We start from the raw sequence: 17,790 nt of genomic DNA on the forward strand, positions 1-17,790 counted from the left end.
AGGTCCGTAAACGGGCCAAAAACGGGAGGACGCGCCATGGCGCTGTTGTTTGGGTTACTTGCGCCCCTGCAACTGTTCAACGATATCGTGCTGCGCATCGGTCGTGCGCTGGCGATTGCGGCATTGGCGATCATGGTTTGTATTATTCTAGGCCAGATCTTTTTCCGATATCTGAGTGATGGTTGGGCTTTTGATCAGGTCAGAACGTATGTCTGGGCAGGTTTGCCCAAGGCAGCTTTGTCATGGACAGAAGAAGGCGCACGCTTTTTGATGCTTTGGATGACAGGGCTGATTGCACCTATGGCCTATCGCTATGGTGGCTTTGTGTCGATTGATATGCTGGAACGCGCCCTGCCTCGCATTCTGGCGGCTATCTTGGGTTTACTGCTAACCTGTATTGCAGCTATTGTGATCATCTATTGCGTTATACTGGGCTGGGATAACGTGACATCCTTTACAGCAAGTGGTCGTTCGGGGTCTTTGGAACTTCCATTGGATTGGTTCGGCGGCGAACGTATCAGATTTAAAAACAGATGGGCTTTTGCATCGCTGTTTGTTGGCTTTTGTTTGCTTTTGATCGTGAATACGGAGCTGCTTTTACGCCAAGTTATCAGCTTGTTCGGTGGCGGCGATAACCTTCGTCCGTTCGAGACCACGGAAAGGATCGACTGATGCTGCTTTGGTTCCTGCCGCTGTTTCTTATTATCCTGATGCTGGGATTGCCGGTCATCTTCGCGTTGCTTCTTGCGCCAGGTACCTTGCTGATTGCAGATGGATCAACACGAGATTTACCTGTGCTTTATCGCAATCTTTACAATGGTATAGATAGCTTTCCATTAATGGCCTTGCCCTTTTTCATGCTCGCAGGCGAAATTATGAACAGAGGCGGGATCACAAACCGCCTGGTCGAATTCAGCCAGGCCTTTATGGGGCACCTGCGCGGCGGTCTTGCCCATGTGAACATCCTGTCCTCGATGCTGTTTGCTGGATTATCAGGGTCTGCGGTTGCTGATACGTCTGCCCTTGGATCGACCTTGATCCCGGCGATGGAAAAGAATGGCTATAGCCGCAAGTTTGCAGCGGCGATCACTGCAGCGTCGTCGGTCATTGGGCCGATTATCCCACCATCGGGGATCATGATCATTTATGCCTATGTGATGGGCGAAAGCGTGGCCGCGCTGTTTTTGGCGGGGATTGTACCGGGTATTCTGGTTGGGGCTGGCTTAATGCTGGTCGTCAGACTGATGGCAGACAGATACGATCTGCCAAAAGCGGAACGTATTGTTCATAAAAATCAAACCATAACACCGCTTGAAGGTGTTGTTGCATCGATCCTAGTGCGCATCAACATTGCGGCCTTGCTATATGGTCTGTTTGTACTGTTTCGCTGGATGTTTGCGCTGAACGTCAATCCCAACGGCTGGCTTATCTTTCTGATCATGTTGCCCGTTGCCCATGGGCTTTTGGTATGGATGAAGGCCAACGTCAGCGATGATTTTCGCCTGATCTGCAAAAAGGCAGTCGCGCCACTGCAGACCCCCATTATCATTTTGGGCGGTATTCTGATTGGCGTGTTCACCCCGACCGAAGCCTCTGCCATCGCCGTTGCCTATGCCCTGGTGATCAGCTTTTTCGTATTGCGATCCATGTCAGTAAAAGATTTAACCGGCGTCCTAGCGCGATCTGCATTGGCATCATCATCGGTCTTGCTGCTGGTCGGGGCCGCTGTCGCGTTTAAAACAGTCGTATCGCTGTCGTTTGCACCACAGATATTGGCCGAATTCCTGACGTCGCTTAGCGAAAACCCCTTGATCATTCTGTTCCTGATCAACATCTTGCTGTTCATAGTCGGCATGTTTCTGGATGCAGGCCCGGCGATCATTATTCTGGGCCCGATCCTGGGCCCGATCTTTGTTGATCTGGGCGTACACCCGGTGCATTTCGCCATCATTATGTCGGTGAACCTAACCGTAGGATTGGCGACGCCACCGATGGGTTTGGTGTTGTTCGTCGCCTCGACTGTCAGTCGGGAAAAAGTCGAAACCATTTCAAAAGCTATTTTGCCGTTTCTTGCCGTGGAAGTCGTCGTGATCTTTCTGATCACGTATTTTCCATTCATATCTATGACGGTTCCCAGACTTGCGGGATTCGTTCAATAAACAGCTGTCAGAGGGAGGACATCATGCTGAAAACCTTAACGAAAAAGCTTATGGTCGCGGGGCTTCTTGCCACGGGTCCAATGGCGGCAATGGCGCAGGAATATACGCTGCGTGCCACTGCAAACTCAAACGAGAATGACGAAGATTACGATGGTCTTGTCGTGTTCAAAAACTATGTCGAGGCAGCGTCAAACGGTGCCATCGCTGTGGAAATTTTCATGGGTACTCAGCTTTGTGCCAAGGGGATCGAATGTCTTCAGGGCGTGTCTGACGGATCCATTGATATTTATATCTCGACCTCCGGCGGGGCTGCGGGCGTTTTCCCGTATGTTCAGGTGCTTGATCTGCCGTATCTGATGTCTGACGACCGCGTGGCTGAACACGTATTGTCGGGTGACTTCGTGCGCACCATGCGTGACATGGCACTTGAAGATTCAGATGGCACAATCCGTTTGATGACGATTGGCAACACAGGCGGCTGGCGCAATTTTGCTAACACGCAGCGCCGTGTCGCATCACCATCCGATATGGAAGGTTTGAAAATCCGCACTGTGGTTGCCGACCTGCCGCAAGAGTTGGTTCGTGCACTTGGCGCTGCACCCACACCGATCCCGTGGGCCGAACTGTTCACAAGTTTTCAGACCGGCGTTGTTGATGGATCGAAAAACGGTATCACCGACATCATGGGTATGAAATTCCCGGATGCAGGCTTACAATACATCACGCTGGACGGCCACGCCTACATGGGTGCCCTCTGGTGGATGTCGAACGAAAAATTCATGGAAATGCCAGAAGACATGCGCCGTGTTGTTGTTGACGGCTTCTATGCCCTGCAGCAGGCGACATTCGCATCACCCAAGCGTAAATCAATCCAGGCCTATGAAGATTTCGTCGCTGGTGGTGGTGATCTTTACGTGCCAACGCCCGAAGAAAAAGAAGCTTTTAAACAAGCCGCATTGCCCGTTTATGACTGGTTCAAGGAAAACGTGGATGGCGGCGAAAAGATCTTTGATGCGTTAAACGCAGCCGTCGCTGAGGCTGAAGAAAGCATTAATGCAGGTCGCGCACGCGACTTAAATTAAAATCAACAAAAGCACAGTTAAACGCGGCATTCACCTGATGTCGCGTTTTTTACAGTCATTTGAGCGTTACGTAAAAACCCAGTTCGGATCGTTTTACGCATTCAAGCCATTTGCATCTTTCTTTTGCACCAAATCCAGCGACAGTCATGTCTGCGAAAAAAAAGGCGTAGAATTTTCGTAGATCACTTAAACTCTGAGACCTCTTAACCAGAATAAAGCCTTCGATTTCGAAAAGTACCGCAATCATTTTAAGTTGTCAGTACTATGAGGCCCGGAAACGCGCTTTAGAAATGAGCGATCTTCGCGCAGCAGGAGCTTTTCTCTTTGGCAAATTCGTAATTCTTGCGTCCCAAAAATTGTGGTCAAACTGTGAATATCGAGGGAGTTGTCACATTGATCGAGGACACAACCCGCGCCAACTTTAGTTTTTGCAAAAGGCATGAAAACGGACGTGCTTATGTCACCTTTGTTTGATTTTTCAGAGCTATAAAGGCAATCGCATTACAAATCCAATCCACATGATTTTGCATCTCTTCACGCGGATCAAGCCATCCACGACCCGACTCAATAATAACCTCGTTTGTATTGATATGTAGAACAATCTTAACAGTTCGAAAATCGTCCCGTTTCCAAGTACGGGATTTGCTGGGTGACTTAATATCAACCTTATGAATATCTGAAATACTAAAAATCCTGGTCGGCTGCGTATAAAACCACAGTATCCTGACATCGACAAATAAAGTACGACTTGGGATATCAAAGCTATAGGTTCTCACAACAAGTGGCGCAAAAAATAGACATAAAAGAACGACCACACTACCAACAACAGGAAGCGAAAATGCCATAAATTCAAGGTACATAGCAAGGCTTTCACCTTCCATCAACACAGCAAACATGACGCTGACAAGCCAAAAAACAATGATGAATATTGGTAAGGCAAAAAGTTCTGCAAAGGTTGGTTTATTAGACAAAACCAACCTATTATCGCTTTTTTCCAGCAGCTTAAGCCGCACTGAAATCTCCGGCAGTTCGCAAGTGCTTAAGGCACATTAACAAATGTACAAATTGATCTGGCGCCGTGCACGAATAGTAATCGAAAATTATTCAGCCGCTTCAGGTGCTTCTGGGGTTTCAGCTGCAGGCGCTTTAGTGGTTTCATCAAGCTTTGGCTTGCGCGGTCTGCGCGGGCGCTTTGGCTTTTCCGGTGCGCTTTCAGGCGTTTCGACCAATCCGCTTTCTTCTGAAGCAGGTGCCGGGATCGCATCAGCAGTTAGATCAGGCTGTGGTGCCTGTGCGGGATCGTTTTCACGATGATCCTGGCGATCTGTGCGTTCGCGGTCTCGTTCGGCCTGGCGTTCACGGTTTTCGCGTTCTTGTTGTTCACGGCGCGCATCCATCTCACGCTGTGCTTCACCAAGAAGCCGCGTGTAATGTTCCGAATGCTGCTGAAAATTCTCAGCCGCAACACGGTCATTGCTAAGTTGTGAATCACGGGCCAGCTGATTGTACTTGTCGATAATTTGCTGCGGGGTACCGCGCACTTTACCTTCTGGTCCGGAACTGTCGAACACACGATTTACAACATTGCCCGAAGGACGATTATTATTGCGGTTCGGTTTCGACCGCGAACGTGACTTGTTAGATGATCTCATAAACTTGCTGTCCAGCCCTATGTATGGCCTTTGCCCCGTTCCGATGCCGCACAATCAGGTGGGCCAAATTTTCGAAAAGCGCAATTTTCTGGTTATTATCGAGGGGAAGACAACCGCCTTCATCCGTCTGATGATGTAGTGATATCATTCTTTATCAATGGAGCAAGGGGAATCTGGCCTGTTTTCGTTAAACTTGCGCCTTTTTGCCTGTTTTTGCACTGACAACACGGTCACGACCATCCAAATCAGTATAAATTGCGATGTTTTCAAGATTTTGCTGCTGAAAGATTTGCTGCACGGCAAGCCCTTGACTGGCCCCAATTTCAACAATCAGACATCCGTTTGCAGTCAGATGATTGGCGGCTTTGGCTGCAATGGTGCGATAGGGCTGCAATCCATCCCCGCCTGGAGTAAGGGCCATCTGCGGTTCCCAATCGCGCACGTCAGGGGATAAATCAGTCATTTCAGACTGCGCGATATAAGGGGGGTTCGACACGATAAGGTCAAATAGGCCGGTGATATTTTCAAACCAGTCAGATTGCTGAAACTGCGCGCGATCTTGCAGTTCAAGACTTTGTGCATTTCGCCGCGCCACATTCAGGGCAGCCGCAGACAAGTCGACACCTATGCCATTGGCATGTGGCCGTTCGGCCAAAAGCGTTAGCAAAATGCATCCCGACCCCACGCCCAAATCAAGCACGGTTTCAAAGGACTTTTGAAGCGCAACCCCAATCAGTGTTTCAGTATCGGGGCGCGGATCCAGAACATCAGGCGTCACGATAAAGTCCCGGCCATAGAATGCACGCGCGCCAATAATCTGTGCGACAGGTTGGCGCTTTGATCGCGCTGCAATATGTGTTTCAAAAAGCTTCTGCGCCTGTATTGGCATCGGGTCGGACAAAATCAGGCTTATCCGCCCGGGATTAATCCCCAAAGCATCCACCAGTAGTTTGCGCGCATCACGTGGGGCATCTGGCACCCCTGCCCGGTTCAGTACCTTGATTGCATCTGCAAGTGCGTCCGCTGCAATCATGCCTCCATCTCGGCCAGCAGATTGGCCTGATCTTCGGATGTCAGCGCATCGACAATATCATCCAGATCGCCCTGCATGATCTGATCCAGCTTATAAAGCGTCAAATTAATACGGTGATCCGTCATGCGGCCTTGCGGAAAGTTATAGGTGCGGATGCGCTCTGACCGATCACCTGATCCAACCTGAGCCTTTCTGTCCGCGGATCGTTCGTTATCTACGCGCTGACGTTCCAGATCATAAAGGCGCGTTTTCAAAACCTGCATCGCAATTTCGCGATTGCGGTGTTGGGATTTTTCGGAACTGGTCACGACCAACCCTGTGGGAATATGCGTGATGCGAACGGCTGAATCCGTGGTGTTAACATGCTGACCGCCTGCCCCACTGGCGCGCATCGTATCAATGCGAAGATCCTGCGCGTCGACCTGAATATCGACGTCTTCAGCTTCCGGCAGAACGGCGACTGTGGCTGCACTGGTATGAATGCGTCCCCCGCTTTCTGTTGTTGGCACGCGCTGCACCCGGTGCACACCGCTTTCGTATTTCAGCTTGGCAAAAACGCCATCGCCTTGCACATGGGCTGTCACTTCCTTGATCCCGCCAAGTTCTGTGGCTTGTTCTTCTATGATCTCGAACTTCCAGCCCTTGGTTTCAGAATAACGCTGATACATCCGCAGCAGATCGCCTGCGAAAAGTGCAGCTTCGTCGCCACCGGTTCCAGGACGAATTTCGATCATTGCGGGCCTGGCGTCAGCCGCATCTTTCGGCAAAAGCGCCAACCGTAGCGCCTGTTCAAGCGCTGGCTGGCGCGCTTTTAGCGTGGGCAATTCATCTTCAGCCAGCTCTTTCATTTCGGGGTCGGCCAGCATCACTTCGGCTTCGGCAATATCATCCAACAGTTGACGATAGCTACGAATTTTTTCGACCACCGGCTTCATGTCCGAATATTCTTTAGCCAGCTTGGCAATATCACCGCTTCCATCGGCCATCTGCGCCTCCAAGAATTCGAAACGCTGTATAATCTGTGCAAGTTTATCTAAAGGAACCATCCGGTTTCACTGTCGTATCATAGGGCTTTGGTCAAGACCGATCCTGTGTTAATATGACGATATGAGACAGAGCTTTTTTGTTTTTACAACGCTTATTGTGATGACAACAGCGCTTTCGGCGCAGGGTAACAAAACCGTAGATTGCTATTGCACAGATCGCGGCGGAAACCGTGTGGAATTGGGTGAAAATACTTGCCTATACGTTGATGGCCGTATGTTCACAGCGCAGTGCCAAATGTCATTGAACGTTCCGATGTGGCGCGAAGTGCAGCAAGGCTGTATGACATCACAGATGACCGAAAGTGACCAAGACCAGATTTATGTCAGCAATCAGCAGCATTAAAAACTTGGGTCCCGCCTATGAACGCGAATGTGCAAAAGCGGGCATTTATTCCGCAGAAGAATTGCGCGCATTGGGGCCCGACGCAACTTATGCAAAGCTATTGAAAACTGGAACAAAACCGCATTTCATTGGATATTACGTCTTAGTCATGGCACTGCAGGGTCGGCCATGGAATGACTGCAAAGGCGATGAGAAAAAGCAATTACGCGCACGCTTTGATGCCTTGAAAGCCCAAACACAAAAGGCGCCCATGTCCGAGCTTGAAGAAATGCTGAATATTATCGGCGTAGTTGAAAAACCAACAGATAACCGCCACATCTAGGGTATGAGCGAAAAAGAAATCAAAAAACTGGAACGCCTTGCCAAAGTGATGGATGACATCGTACGTGTGCCAGGCACGAATATCCGCATCGGCCTGGATAGTCTGACCGGATTTGTTCCGGTCATAGGTGATTTTGCAGGTTTGATCCCTGCAATTTATATCGTTTCAAAATCCCGCAAACTTGGCGTATCCAATCACGCCACAGGACGCATGGTTTTTAACAGCTTGATTGATTTCGCAATTGGATCTGTTCCATTGATCGGTGATATTTTCGACATCGGCTGGAATGCAAATCTGCGGAATGTTGCGATTTTACGCAACGAACTTGAACGTAAGAAATTACAGTCCGCAGAACGCGATGGCCTTATCGAAGCGGTGCTGGACTAGATCATTCTTATTGATCCAGTATTCCAGAAAAAGTCCGTTGTCGCCAAAAATGTACCCCAAGGCATGGTCACTATGAAGTTGTAAAAGCGGGATGTTTTCATCGCAGTCCCACCAAGCGGGCATTGTCCCGTTCTGACGATGCCCCAGCATCTGGTGACGATCAATACAGCATCTTGCCTGACCATTTAGCAAAACGGACCCATGCCCCGGCGTATAACTCCAGAAATAATCCTCAAAATAAGACTGCGGCATCTTTGCGCGATATTCCGGATTTACTGCAGCGTCTTGCACCGCTTTTAGCATCCCTTTCGACAATGCTTTTTCAATATCATGCTGCGCGTCTTCAAAAGCACTGTCACGCGTCTCAATCAGCCAGTTTATAAACCCATTCCGTTCTGACTGAGTTGGCTCGTTAGTCCAGGATTTACCCCGAACTTCTTTGATTGTGCCCAATGCCTGCTTGCGCAAGGACTTGATATAGTGGCGGTTCATCCAACCCTTGCGAGATTTGAAATCAGACGTTGCACCCAAAAAGGCCCGACAGATCGCACCAATGACACCCCAAGTTTGTGGAAACGGCAAACCATCATGCGGATCATCCGGTATGTCGCCGTAATATCGATTTGGCTTACCATCTTGGAAATTCGCGATCAGACCCGTGGCCCGCAAAATTTGTGTGGCATGCATGCGGCTTTGCAAAATATCGTATCCACGTTCCACGATGTCCATATCTGACATATGGGGCAGTCGTTCAGGCCAGGTTTTGATCAACAATGGCTCAACCGGCCATTTGGTGAAAACGCGCAGCGCAGGATCATCCGGTAATACGGGATCACCAGGCATGCCCATTCCGATTTGGTCCAACGTATGCAAATCATCAGGCGGTTGGCGCAAGGGCGTATCTTGTTGGGTTATATGGATAACAGAACAATAATCACTACACGTCGCCTGTTCATAGGACGCGCCATCCTGCAACATTGCAAAAAACAAAAGCAAGCCGTGATCTGGCAGATCAACATTCGTTTTTGGCAAGCTGGCGCAGTCAATTTGGGCTATGAAGTGCAACGCTTGCCCCGCAGCCGTTCTGGGCCATTCGATATCGGCGGGCAGCATCGGCATACCGCCTAGATAACTTAGCGTGTCATCCAGATGCGATGGAACCGGAAAGGACCGGTGCAGATAGATCGTGGGTTTCGCGAAACCCGATAACATCCCATCAAAGTCTTCAATATCATAAGGTTTCACTGGGTATTATCCATCAATAAAACCAAAGGCTTTGTCAAAACGACGATCAGCCAGATCTTTTTTACTGATCCAAAACTCAGCAAACCCATGATCATAAAAACAAAACTGCAATGCATCGTCGCTAAAAAGCTGCAGCAGCATCACGTTGTCGTCGTTATCAAAATCGGGATCAGCCCCACCCATGCGGCGATAGCCCAGCATCTTGTGGTGGCTGTAGTCTGCACGAAACCTAGGGCGCAGCGTTGCGTCCAGGTGCGCGGTGGTCGGCAAATAATGCCATGATGCCTCCTGAAAATAATCCGCAGGTACATTTGCGCGCCCGACCGGATCAATAGCCATTTCTTCCAACGCCATACGCATACCATCTGATACAGCGTCTTTTATCAAATGTTGAACAGCGTCATTGTCTGATGATATAAGGGGCCGCAACCAATCCAGAAAATAGGTGCTATCCCGTACTGTAGGTATGTGATTTGATGCAATCCGTCGCGCTTGTTTAATGAATGCATGCGCCCTTGTCACAGCTTTGGCCTGAAGATCATCTTGGGATATCAGATCTTTGTCTGAACGGTCCGAATGATAGCAAAAGGCCCGGGCAATTTTGTCAATCATACCCCAAACTTGCGGAAAAGGCGGCCCATCATCCAGATCCCGGGGACAACGATATCGCCAGTGCGGATATTTATCCGTGAAATTCGGCGCGGTGCCTGTTACCCGAAACAGCTCTGCTGCGATCATGCGCTCTCGCATGTCATCATATTTACGATCTGTTAATTCCTGCCAGTCACATCCTTGAACGTGCGTGGGCCAGTCATCCACGCGATACAACTGCACAGGCCAATGACGAAACACCTTAACAGGGGCATCATCGGGCATTTCCAGCGTACGGTACCGTTGATGCCCATGGGGAAATAATGGCAGCAAATCATCTGGGGGCTTGTGTTTTTCATGGTGCGTATCAAGAACATGGATCACGCGCACTGAATTTGGAGCTTGCCAGCAGTCTTCATCATCAAGACACCCAAAGAATAACAAAAGTCCGGCATTGGGCAGATTAAAGCTGATTTTCGGCAGGCTTGCGCAATCAATCTGCGCCAAAAAATGCATGGCACGTTCATATGAATCACGGGGCCAATCAATATTTACAGGCAACGACGGCAGCCCACCTAGATGCGACAGCGACGTATCGTTATTTTCATCAAGCAAGAATGGTCGATGCAAATAGACTGCGTCACGCCGCGCCGGGCCGGCCAGTGCTTCAAAGTCGGTATGGGTGAAAAAGGGCAATGTCATATCGGGCTGATCACAATAAAATCAGCCCAATTAGCACAAATTTAACCGACCAATTCAAGTCCCGCAAAGAAATAAGCGATCTCGACCGCAGCAGTTTCGGGTGCATCTGATCCGTGTACTGAATTTTCGCCAACGCTTTCGGCAAATTCTGCGCGGATCGTGCCAGGTGCGGCATCAGCAGGGTTCGTGGCCCCCATCACTTCACGGTTTTTAGCAATGGCCCCTTCGCCCTCCAGAACCTGCGCAACAATTGGTCCAGAGGCCATGAATTCGCAAAGCTCGTCATAAAACGGGCGTTCGGCGTGCACGGCATAGAAAACACCCGCCTGCGCCTTGGTCAGGTGAATGCGTTTTTGTGCTACGATGCGCAGACCTGCGTCTTCGAATTTTGCGTTGATCTTGCCTGTCAGGTTCCGCTTGGTGGCGTCGGGCTTGATGATGCTGAATGTGCGTTCTAGGGCCATTATACTCTCCTTGGGGTACATTTGTGGCGCGCTTAACACGCACTATTCCAAAGGGGAAGAGCCATTGTCGATCCGGACTTCATGGCACTGCATATTAAGCGAAAAATCAGAGAACGGATGGATTTGGCTTTTGAAATGCCGTGTCCAGACGGCGCGACCATCAGCTTGGATGGAAAAGTAGAGCGGGTTATAGGCATATGTGCCGTAAAAACTGCGTGGTCTGAATTCATCAGAAGGAAGCGCAATCATCGACACCCCATCTGTATTGAAATGTGTCGGTGGTATTGCGCTTATAATTGAATTAATCGATGCCTCCCTGCGCACCAGACATCCCTGAAATCTGCCTGTGGCTGTGCCATCTGCAATCGTCAAATAGTAAAATGTCTGATAGAGTTCAGGCTGTGGAAGGTTTTCAAGCATATATACCTGCCCGTCTTTTTCAGACCAGCTTTTTTGGTATACGGTTGTAGTATCATTTCTTTGGAGTTTGCAGTCAGCGAAATCCGTAGGTTCAGCGAAATCCGTAGGTAATGACTCCGAGCTAATGATTAATGGATGCAAGCGACCAGGTTTTTGAAGGACCTCACACACATATGTCTGTGCATTACAGGTTCCCGCGAACAATATTGCACATAGTGTTAACTTGAATAATCGTGCGGCCCGCATGTGCTTTTTGCTTTCTCAATATGTACTGGCATCTTATTGGGCCATTTCGGGGCGTTCAATGTCAATTATATGCAATCAACGCATTCGGTCAGATTGACAGTGCCCTGATGTTCGTTCAGCAGTGCCGCCATGCTTAAGATATCAGACATTAGTTATTCGGTCGAAGGGCGCCCATTGTTTGAAGGTGCCAGTGCGACGATCCCAACAGGCCACAAAGTTGGTCTTGTCGGGCGAAATGGAGCTGGAAAAACAACGCTTTTCCGCCTGATCCGTGGTGAATTGGTTCTGGAGGGCGGCAGCCTTAACCTGCCGTCTCGCGCCCAGATCGGAGGTGTCGCGCAAGAGGTCCCCGCATCAGAAACATCGTTGATCGACACTGTTCTGGCCGCTGACACCGAACGCGCAGATCTTTTGGCTGAGGCAGAAACAGCCACGGACCCGGCCCGGATCGCCGATATCCAGACCCGTCTGGCCGATATTGATGCCTGGTCCGCCGAAGGGCGTGCAGCATCGATCCTGAAGGGTCTTGGCTTTGATCACGCCGAACAACAAATGCCCTGTTCGGCGTTTTCTGGCGGCTGGCGAATGCGTGTGGCTTTGGCCGCCGTTCTGTTTTCCGCCCCCGATCTGCTATTGTTGGATGAACCCACCAACTATCTGGATCTGGAAGGCGCGGTCTGGCTGGAAACCTATCTGGCCCGTTATCCACATACCATTCTGATTATCAGTCACGACCGTGGGCTTTTGAACCGGGCCGTCGGTGCAATACTGCATTTGGAAGACCGCAAGCTGACGCTGTACCAAGGCCCCTATGACCAGTTCGCCCGTCAACGCGCAGAACAACGCGCGGTTCAGGCGGCGATGGCCAAAAAACAGGACGCCCGCCGCGCGCACTTGCAAAGCTTTGTCGACCGCTTCAAAGCCAAGGCCAGCAAAGCCAAACAGGCCCAAAGCCGGGTTAAGATGCTGGAAAAGATGACCCCGATCAGCGCCCCCGAAGAACAGGCGCGGCGGGTATTTACCTTTCCCGACCCCGAAGAATTGTCTCCGCCGATCATAAATGTCGAAAACGGCGCTGTGGGCTATGGCGATACGATTGTGCTGAAAAAATTGAACCTACGCATTGATCAGGACGACCGTATCGCTTTGCTGGGAAAGAACGGTCAGGGCAAATCCACGCTGTCCAAGCTGCTGTCAGGCCGTCTGGAAACCCGCGAAGGGCGGATGGTGCAATCGACCAAACTGCGCATCGGTTATTTCGCGCAGCATCAGGTGGATGAATTGCACATCGATGAAACGCCGCTGCAACACCTGCAAAGCGAACGCCCCGATACACAGCAATCCAAACTGCGTGCGAAACTGGCAGGGTTCGGCTTGGGACCGGATCAGGCGGACACCCCCGTTGCACGGCTGTCGGGTGGTCAAAAGGCGCGTCTGTCGTTGTTGTTGGCCACACTGGACGCGCCGCATATGCTAATCCTGGACGAACCGACGAACCACCTTGATATTGAATCACGCGAAGCCCTGGTCGAGGCACTGACAACCTATTCCGGTGCGGTCATTCTGGTCAGCCACGATATGCATCTGCTTAGCCTTGTGGCCGATCGTCTATGGTTGGTCAAAGACGGGGCCGTGATGCCCTATGAAGATGATCTGAATGCCTATCGCAAGATGCTTCTTAGCGTCGATAAGCCTGCGAAAACGACAGAAAAGCCCAAGCCCAAGCGTGCCAGTCGGGAAGATGTGCTTGCCCTGCGATCCGAGGTTCGTAAATGCGAAATGCGGGTCGAAAAGTTAAATGACATGCGCGACAAACTGGCAAAAAAATTGGCCGATCCTGCGCTTTACGAAGATGGCAAAACCGGCGAGATGGAAGTCTGGCAAAAGAAATACGCCGAGGTGATGGACGCCCTGGGTCGCGCCGAAACAATGTGGATGAGCGCATTGGAAAAGCTGGAAAAAGCGCAGGCGTAAGGGGGCAGCCGCATGAGCAAGGATACTGTTTGGGTCAGTCGCGCGATGATGGATTCAACGCTGATGAAGGGATTTGATCACGACAATTACTTTGTAGATAAAGAAAATGCTCTTGATGCTATGCGCCGAAATGAAAAAGGTGAACCCTTGCCCGCAGATCGATTTCCGAAAGAGATGTATGGCGAATACAGGGATGAAAAAGTAAAAAAGCAACCTGATATCTTTAACGCAGGTGGATTTTGGACGGTTTCTGCCGAGTGTGCAGATGTTTTACGACAATTCGATTTGGGCCAGACATCCTTATATCCAGTGAAAATTCTTCAGCACGACCGGACAACACCGGTTGAAGGCACATATTTCTGCCTGAACTTCGGCGAAACCAAGGATGCTTTTGTCTCGGAGGAGTCGCCTCGTGCCAGAGAGCGGGGATATAATGCTTGGGGGCTTCCTTATGGCGTAAAAGATGGGGAGATGGCTATAAAACCTGATGCGTTAAAAGGTGTTGATTTATGGATGGATCAACGGGTTAAAGATGCCTTCTTTTTAAGTGATCCCCTGGTTAAAGCCCTTAAAGCCGCAAAATTGACCCGCCGGTTCGGCCTGCGGAAATGCCGGATCCTTTAACCAAATCCAGTTTCATTGTTCCGAAAATACTCACGCCGCAGGCAAGGGGCGCCGCAGCGCCCCTCCCACGTCCTAGAACCGATACGACAATCTCGCCTGCAACGTAGTTGCATCGATATCAATATCGCTGTCATCGAAATCGTCAAACTGATGAAACAGCGCCTCGCCACCAAGCGATATATTCTGCGTCACGCGGTGTTCGTACCCCGCCCCCAGAAAATAGCCATCGCTACTGTCCAGTTCATCAGCCGTAGCCTGAGCCCAACCGCCCGTGGCGTATAACAGACCATTGCCCAGATCATAACCGCCCCGCGCCTTCAGGCGCAGCACGCTTTCCAACGTATCGGCGTCATCCAGTTCAATGCTGGCGATATCGTAATCGATGCCACCGCCCAGAACGAACTGACCAAAGTCATAATCATAACCGGCGATTAGACCACCGATGACATCATCACCGTCCAGATCAGCCGCACCATCCGTGGTTACATCGCCGTACCCAAGCTGCGCACCACCGTAAAACCCGGTCCAATCGCCATCGGCACGCATTGGTTCTTCGGGCGGTGGGGCTGGGACAAAAACGCTGTCGTCCACAGGCTGTTCGATTGACCCTGCAAAGGCGGGAACGCCCAATGCAATCGCCGATACTGTCATCATAAGATACTTCATTTCCTGCTCCTCAGTTTCGCACGCTCATGTCGCGCACTTTTTAGGTAAAGAGCTGGCCGCCCCATGTTACCCCACACAGCCACACGTCCGCGTGAAATGAGCTTGATTGGCCATTTTGGGCTGCTTGCAGCGCAATACCCCTTGAAAAACAGGCATTCTGGCGCTGATTTTACAGATTTTTTGACAAGCGGGAATAGGTCAAATATTTGAACACCTGTTCAATTGGGGGAAAATCACGTGGATATGAAAACTGTCGCCGCTGTTATAACGGGCGGCGCATCGGGACTTGGGGCCGCAACGGTCAAAGCTTTTCGGGACGCTGGTGCGCAAGTCACAATTCTGGATCGCGATACAGCAGGGCAAACGTTGGCTGATGATGTTGGTGCAGGCTTTGTTCAAACGGATGTCACGGATGAGGCATCGGTCAGTGCAGCACTAGACCACGCGAAATCCGAAATGGGCCTGATCAACGTGGTAGTGAACTGTGCAGGGATTGCCACAGCAGAAAAGACGGTTGGTCGCGATGGCCCCCACCGTCTTGAGACCTTTCAGCGTACGGTCAACATCAACCTGATCGGCAGTTTCAATGTGGCAAGGCTCGCGGCCGTTCATATGGCAGAAAACCCAAGCGAGCCTAAGGGCGTAATTGTGCATACCGCATCTGTCGCGGCTTTTGACGGGCAAAAGGGTCAGGTGGCCTATGCCGCTTCCAAGGCCGGGATTGCAGGTATGCAGCTGCCTATGGCGCGCGATTTAGCGCAGATGAGTATCCGAACGATGGCCATTGCGCCGGGTATTTTTCGCACACCCATGTTGGAAGGTCTTGGCGAAGAGGTGATGACGGGTCTTGCTGCCGATGTCACCTATCCCAAGCGCCTTGGTGATCCAGCGGAATATGCAGCACTGGCCAAGTTCATCGTCGAATGCGATTATTTGAATGGCGAAACCATTCGGATTGATGGGGCACTGCGCATGAAATAACGGCAGCATGGTATCGCGGAAAAAGCCCACAAGGGCTTGATAAGCGCTTAGGTTACACCGGCGCATCCTGCCAAGTCAGTGCCCTATGATCGAAACCATTTGCCAAGGTTGGTTTGATGACCTGAAAATAGGGCGACAGATCAAAATCGCGCGGTGCAAACAGGGAATGATGACGGATGTGAAAAATCTCACGCCTAATATAATTACCGCGCTGATCTTCAACCCGCACAGTTGGCAAAATGGGATATTTGATCGACTGATACGCCTGCGCAATCAGTGATGAACAAATCGCGCGGGTCGGATCGCCTGATCCGAACGCCAGCATTCGTCTGCGCCAACGAACAGGAACCGGCGGCGTGGGCATGAAATATCGTAGCAAATCGAAAATATTCCGCAGATCGTAATCCAACCCGATGCGGTCAATCATAAACTGTGCAATCATTTCGCGTTCAGCCTCATCCAAGCCGACAGCCCTGCAAATTCGGGTGTTGAACGTCTCGTATTTCGACAACGGCACGGCCACGCACCCTTCGCCCAGGTTCACTTCGACCAACCGCGGACGTTCTGTACCGTTACCCACTTCTGGCAAGGCGTCCCCCACATAGAGGGCCGCATGCGACCATGTGGATTGTGTCAGATACTTGATTGCCTTGGATATTCTTTCATTCCCTTCAACCAGCAACACATCACCCGGCCGCAGCGTATCGCATAGTGATTTGAAATCAGACGGCGTATAAGGTCGATAACCCGAACTTTCACTGCGCAGCTTATTCGCAAGGCGTTTGCCCAGCCAATCCAGAAAACTGTCCATCTTGTGCTTTGATGTTGTGGTCATCCACACTTCCTATTCACATCATTTGAGTAAATTGCGACACAGATGTCAAAGAGATGTATGTTACAAAACCAGCAAGATCAGATGATCAAAGTTCGGCCATTTGACCATACGGTGGCACAATAACGGTTTCGATCAGATACTTCGCGCTTTGTGCCATCGCAGCTTGTTGCAAGGGGCCGAAATACCAAACCGGATCTAGTTTGCGTTCGTAATAAAGTGTCAGAGATACATCCGTTTTACCATCGGCACGTTCTGTAAAATCGACACGCGTGCCGTCGATTGACATATACCCGGACAGATAGCTGTCGTTGCGGGTGATGCTAGTTCGGATATGGTGATCGCCCACTTCATCCAACCTCAAGTGCATCTGACCTGTATGAACATTGGTAAAGAACCAGCGGCGATAAACAAACGTCATCTCATGCACATCGCCCTGATTTAATGTACCGGCCTTGATATCGGTTGGCTTCGGGAAAACCGATATCAGCAAGGGGCGCGGTTTTTCAAACTGGATGGGCTGCGCCATATGCGCCTTGATCGCCGCGATGCTGGCATCAACCGTCACTGTGTGCGTCACCTGATTTTCGCGCGGGGCCGTCAGGGCGGGAATGGTGCCTTCCAATGACAATCCCATAACAAGGGCAGGAATGATCAAAGCCGGCACACGCGTTCTGTGATTGTTATAAAGTGCGGCGAACCCATAGGCTGAGAACATAATGATGTAATAAATCGGCATCGCAAAAAGGATACAGATGAACCCTTCGAACAGAAAACCTGATAAAGCCAGGAAAAAGACGGTTGAATGCAAGAAGTTTTTAACAGCTCTTTTACCGTATCCCATCGGTTCCGGGGCAGGCACAAAATGATGCAAAGCCAATCCGATCAAAAATGGGATTGCTACATAGAAAACGCCAGTATGACCAAATCGAGAATCTAGCAAATACCGCAGCGCAATAGACACAACACCTGCCATGAAAAACAAATAGAACCATTTAGGGGCACGTAATTTCATCGAACT

20 protein-coding genes are annotated in these 17,790 nt (G+C 50.4%); 9 read left to right on the forward strand and 11 right to left on the reverse strand.

Annotation, left to right across the window (positions count from 1 at the left end; genetic code table 11):
* Positions 1-36: 36 nt before the first annotated feature.
* From HRQ87_RS11555 to HRQ87_RS11565, 3 genes are read left to right on the forward strand one after another with little or no spacing between them, the layout of a single operon-like run.
* Positions 37-672 (forward strand): TRAP transporter small permease, encoded by a 636-nt coding sequence (locus HRQ87_RS11555; protein ID WP_174138464.1) that lies wholly within the window; start codon positions 37-39, stop codon positions 670-672.
* Positions 672-2,159, forward strand: a complete 1,488-nt coding sequence (locus tag HRQ87_RS11560) for a TRAP transporter large permease (protein ID WP_174138466.1) — start codon at positions 672-674, stop codon at positions 2,157-2,159. The genes HRQ87_RS11555 and HRQ87_RS11560 overlap by 1 nt, the downstream gene beginning before the upstream one ends.
* Positions 2,160-2,182: 23 nt before the next feature.
* Positions 2,183-3,241, forward strand: a complete 1,059-nt coding sequence (locus tag HRQ87_RS11565; RefSeq protein WP_174138468.1) for a TRAP transporter substrate-binding protein — start codon at positions 2,183-2,185, stop codon at positions 3,239-3,241.
* 455 nt (positions 3,242-3,696) lie between these two features.
* Here the strand turns inward: HRQ87_RS11565 and HRQ87_RS11570 are convergent, their stop codons facing one another.
* The 4 genes from HRQ87_RS11570 to prfA form a co-directional block, all read right to left on the reverse strand.
* Positions 3,697-4,254, reverse strand: a complete 558-nt coding sequence (locus HRQ87_RS11570; RefSeq protein ID WP_174138469.1) for a hypothetical protein — start codon at positions 4,252-4,254, stop codon at positions 3,697-3,699.
* 87 nt (positions 4,255-4,341) lie between these two features.
* On the reverse strand, positions 4,342-4,893 hold the full coding sequence (locus HRQ87_RS11575; protein ID WP_174138470.1) for a DUF4167 domain-containing protein: 552 nt from the start codon (positions 4,891-4,893) through the stop codon (positions 4,342-4,344).
* A gap of 187 nt (positions 4,894-5,080) precedes the next feature.
* Positions 5,081-5,926 carry a peptide chain release factor N(5)-glutamine methyltransferase gene (prmC, locus tag HRQ87_RS11580; protein WP_174138471.1) on the reverse strand — a complete coding sequence of 282 codons (846 nt, stop codon included), beginning with the start codon at positions 5,924-5,926 and terminating at the stop codon, positions 5,081-5,083.
* Positions 5,923-6,972: a peptide chain release factor 1 gene (gene prfA / locus HRQ87_RS11585; protein ID WP_174138472.1), complete on the reverse strand. Its 1,050-nt coding sequence runs from the start codon at positions 6,970-6,972 to the stop codon at positions 5,923-5,925. Before prfA ends, prmC begins: the two co-directional genes overlap by 4 nt.
* Before the next feature lie 100 nt (positions 6,973-7,072).
* On the opposite strand from prfA, the gene HRQ87_RS11590 reads away from it, so the two are divergent.
* The 3 genes from HRQ87_RS11590 to HRQ87_RS11600 are packed head-to-tail and all read left to right on the forward strand — an operon-like array spanning position 7,073 to position 8,024.
* The gene (locus HRQ87_RS11590) at positions 7,073-7,315 is read left to right on the forward strand and encodes a hypothetical protein (RefSeq protein ID WP_246252179.1); all 243 of its coding nucleotides are present in this window, start codon (positions 7,073-7,075) and stop codon (positions 7,313-7,315) included.
* Positions 7,293-7,637 (forward strand): TfoX/Sxy family protein, encoded by a 345-nt coding sequence (locus HRQ87_RS11595; RefSeq protein ID WP_174138474.1) that lies wholly within the window; start codon positions 7,293-7,295, stop codon positions 7,635-7,637. The genes HRQ87_RS11590 and HRQ87_RS11595 overlap by 23 nt, the downstream gene beginning before the upstream one ends.
* A 3-nt stretch (positions 7,638-7,640) precedes the next feature.
* Positions 7,641-8,024, forward strand: coding sequence for a DUF4112 domain-containing protein (locus tag HRQ87_RS11600; RefSeq protein ID WP_174138475.1), 384 nt, complete (start codon positions 7,641-7,643; stop codon positions 8,022-8,024).
* On the opposite strand, the gene HRQ87_RS11605 is transcribed toward HRQ87_RS11600, so the two are convergent.
* Genes HRQ87_RS11605 through HRQ87_RS11620 form a run of 4 tightly spaced genes read right to left on the reverse strand, consistent with a single transcriptional unit; the run spans position 7,977 to position 11,446 of the window.
* On the reverse strand, positions 7,977-9,269 hold the full coding sequence (locus HRQ87_RS11605; protein ID WP_174138477.1) for a DUF1963 domain-containing protein: 1,293 nt from the start codon (positions 9,267-9,269) through the stop codon (positions 7,977-7,979). The genes HRQ87_RS11600 and HRQ87_RS11605 overlap by 48 nt on opposite strands.
* Before the next feature lie 6 nt (positions 9,270-9,275).
* Entirely contained in the window at positions 9,276-10,562 is a 1,287-nt protein-coding gene (locus HRQ87_RS11610) for a DUF1963 domain-containing protein (RefSeq protein WP_174138479.1), read from the reverse strand.
* Between the two features lie 41 nt (positions 10,563-10,603).
* On the reverse strand, positions 10,604-11,026 hold the full coding sequence (ndk, locus tag HRQ87_RS11615) for a nucleoside-diphosphate kinase (protein WP_174138481.1): 423 nt from the start codon (positions 11,024-11,026) through the stop codon (positions 10,604-10,606).
* Positions 11,027-11,068: 42 nt separating this feature from the next.
* The gene (locus HRQ87_RS11620; protein WP_174138483.1) at positions 11,069-11,446 is read right to left on the reverse strand and encodes an SAM domain-containing protein; all 378 of its coding nucleotides are present in this window, start codon (positions 11,444-11,446) and stop codon (positions 11,069-11,071) included.
* 375 nt (positions 11,447-11,821) lie between these two features.
* Here HRQ87_RS11620 and HRQ87_RS11625 point away from each other — a divergent pair, with 375 nt between their 5' ends.
* The gene (locus HRQ87_RS11625) at positions 11,822-13,666 is read left to right on the forward strand and encodes an ABC-F family ATP-binding cassette domain-containing protein (protein ID WP_174138484.1); all 1,845 of its coding nucleotides are present in this window, start codon (positions 11,822-11,824) and stop codon (positions 13,664-13,666) included.
* 12 nt (positions 13,667-13,678) lie between these two features.
* Complete coding sequence (locus HRQ87_RS11630) at positions 13,679-14,290, forward strand: imm11 family protein (protein WP_174138485.1); 612 nt, start codon at positions 13,679-13,681, stop codon at positions 14,288-14,290.
* 72 nt (positions 14,291-14,362) lie between these two features.
* Here the strand turns inward: HRQ87_RS11630 and HRQ87_RS11635 are convergent, their stop codons facing one another.
* The gene (locus HRQ87_RS11635) at positions 14,363-14,956 is read right to left on the reverse strand and encodes an outer membrane protein (RefSeq protein WP_246252151.1); all 594 of its coding nucleotides are present in this window, start codon (positions 14,954-14,956) and stop codon (positions 14,363-14,365) included.
* 237 nt (positions 14,957-15,193) lie between these two features.
* Between HRQ87_RS11635 and HRQ87_RS11640 the strand changes: the two genes are divergently transcribed.
* Positions 15,194-15,937 carry an SDR family NAD(P)-dependent oxidoreductase gene (locus tag HRQ87_RS11640; protein ID WP_425501564.1) on the forward strand — a complete coding sequence of 248 codons (744 nt, stop codon included), beginning with the start codon at positions 15,194-15,196 and terminating at the stop codon, positions 15,935-15,937.
* Between the two features lie 52 nt (positions 15,938-15,989).
* On the opposite strand, the gene HRQ87_RS11645 is transcribed toward HRQ87_RS11640, so the two are convergent.
* Both HRQ87_RS11645 and HRQ87_RS11650 read right to left on the reverse strand, forming a co-directional pair.
* Positions 15,990-16,772: a YiiX/YebB-like N1pC/P60 family cysteine hydrolase gene (locus tag HRQ87_RS11645; protein ID WP_174138486.1), complete on the reverse strand. Its 783-nt coding sequence runs from the start codon at positions 16,770-16,772 to the stop codon at positions 15,990-15,992.
* A gap of 85 nt (positions 16,773-16,857) precedes the next feature.
* A complete protein-coding gene (locus tag HRQ87_RS11650; protein WP_174138487.1) occupies positions 16,858-17,784 on the reverse strand; it encodes a hypothetical protein in 927 nt (308 codons plus the stop codon).
* Positions 17,785-17,790 lie beyond the last annotated feature (6 nt).

This window comes from Parasulfitobacter algicola, assembly GCF_013315265.1.
In the GTDB taxonomy this organism is placed as follows: domain Bacteria; phylum Pseudomonadota; class Alphaproteobacteria; order Rhodobacterales; family Rhodobacteraceae; genus Parasulfitobacter; species Parasulfitobacter algicola.

Excerpts from the sequence above, each read along its gene's own strand:
- HRQ87_RS11555 (WP_174138464.1), top strand. The coding sequence starts at position 37 with ATGGCGCTGTTGTTTGGGTTACTTGCGCCCCTGCAACTGTTCAACGAT.
- HRQ87_RS11560 (WP_174138466.1), top strand. The coding sequence starts at position 672 with ATGCTGCTTTGGTTCCTGCCGCTGTTTCTTATTATCCTGATGCTGGGA.
- HRQ87_RS11565 (WP_174138468.1), top strand. The coding sequence starts at position 2,183 with ATGCTGAAAACCTTAACGAAAAAGCTTATGGTCGCGGGGCTTCTTGCC.
- HRQ87_RS11575 (WP_174138470.1), bottom strand. The coding sequence starts at position 4,893 with ATGAGATCATCTAACAAGTCACGTTCGCGGTCGAAACCGAACCGCAAT.
- prmC (WP_174138471.1), bottom strand. The coding sequence starts at position 5,926 with ATGATTGCAGCGGACGCACTTGCAGATGCAATCAAGGTACTGAACCGG.
- prfA (WP_174138472.1), bottom strand. The coding sequence starts at position 6,972 with ATGGTTCCTTTAGATAAACTTGCACAGATTATACAGCGTTTCGAATTC.
- HRQ87_RS11590 (WP_246252179.1), top strand. The coding sequence starts at position 7,073 with ATGACAACAGCGCTTTCGGCGCAGGGTAACAAAACCGTAGATTGCTAT.
- HRQ87_RS11595 (WP_174138474.1), top strand. The coding sequence starts at position 7,293 with ATGTCAGCAATCAGCAGCATTAAAAACTTGGGTCCCGCCTATGAACGC.
- HRQ87_RS11600 (WP_174138475.1), top strand. The coding sequence starts at position 7,641 with ATGAGCGAAAAAGAAATCAAAAAACTGGAACGCCTTGCCAAAGTGATG.
- HRQ87_RS11610 (WP_174138479.1), bottom strand. The coding sequence starts at position 10,562 with ATGACATTGCCCTTTTTCACCCATACCGACTTTGAAGCACTGGCCGGC.
- ndk (WP_174138481.1), bottom strand. The coding sequence starts at position 11,026 with ATGGCCCTAGAACGCACATTCAGCATCATCAAGCCCGACGCCACCAAG.
- HRQ87_RS11620 (WP_174138483.1), bottom strand. The coding sequence starts at position 11,446 with ATGCTTGAAAACCTTCCACAGCCTGAACTCTATCAGACATTTTACTAT.
- HRQ87_RS11625 (WP_174138484.1), top strand. The coding sequence starts at position 11,822 with ATGCTTAAGATATCAGACATTAGTTATTCGGTCGAAGGGCGCCCATTG.
- HRQ87_RS11630 (WP_174138485.1), top strand. The coding sequence starts at position 13,679 with ATGAGCAAGGATACTGTTTGGGTCAGTCGCGCGATGATGGATTCAACG.
- HRQ87_RS11635 (WP_246252151.1), bottom strand. The coding sequence starts at position 14,956 with ATGAAGTATCTTATGATGACAGTATCGGCGATTGCATTGGGCGTTCCC.
- HRQ87_RS11645 (WP_174138486.1), bottom strand. The coding sequence starts at position 16,772 with ATGACCACAACATCAAAGCACAAGATGGACAGTTTTCTGGATTGGCTG.
- HRQ87_RS11650 (WP_174138487.1), bottom strand. The coding sequence starts at position 17,784 with ATGAAATTACGTGCCCCTAAATGGTTCTATTTGTTTTTCATGGCAGGT.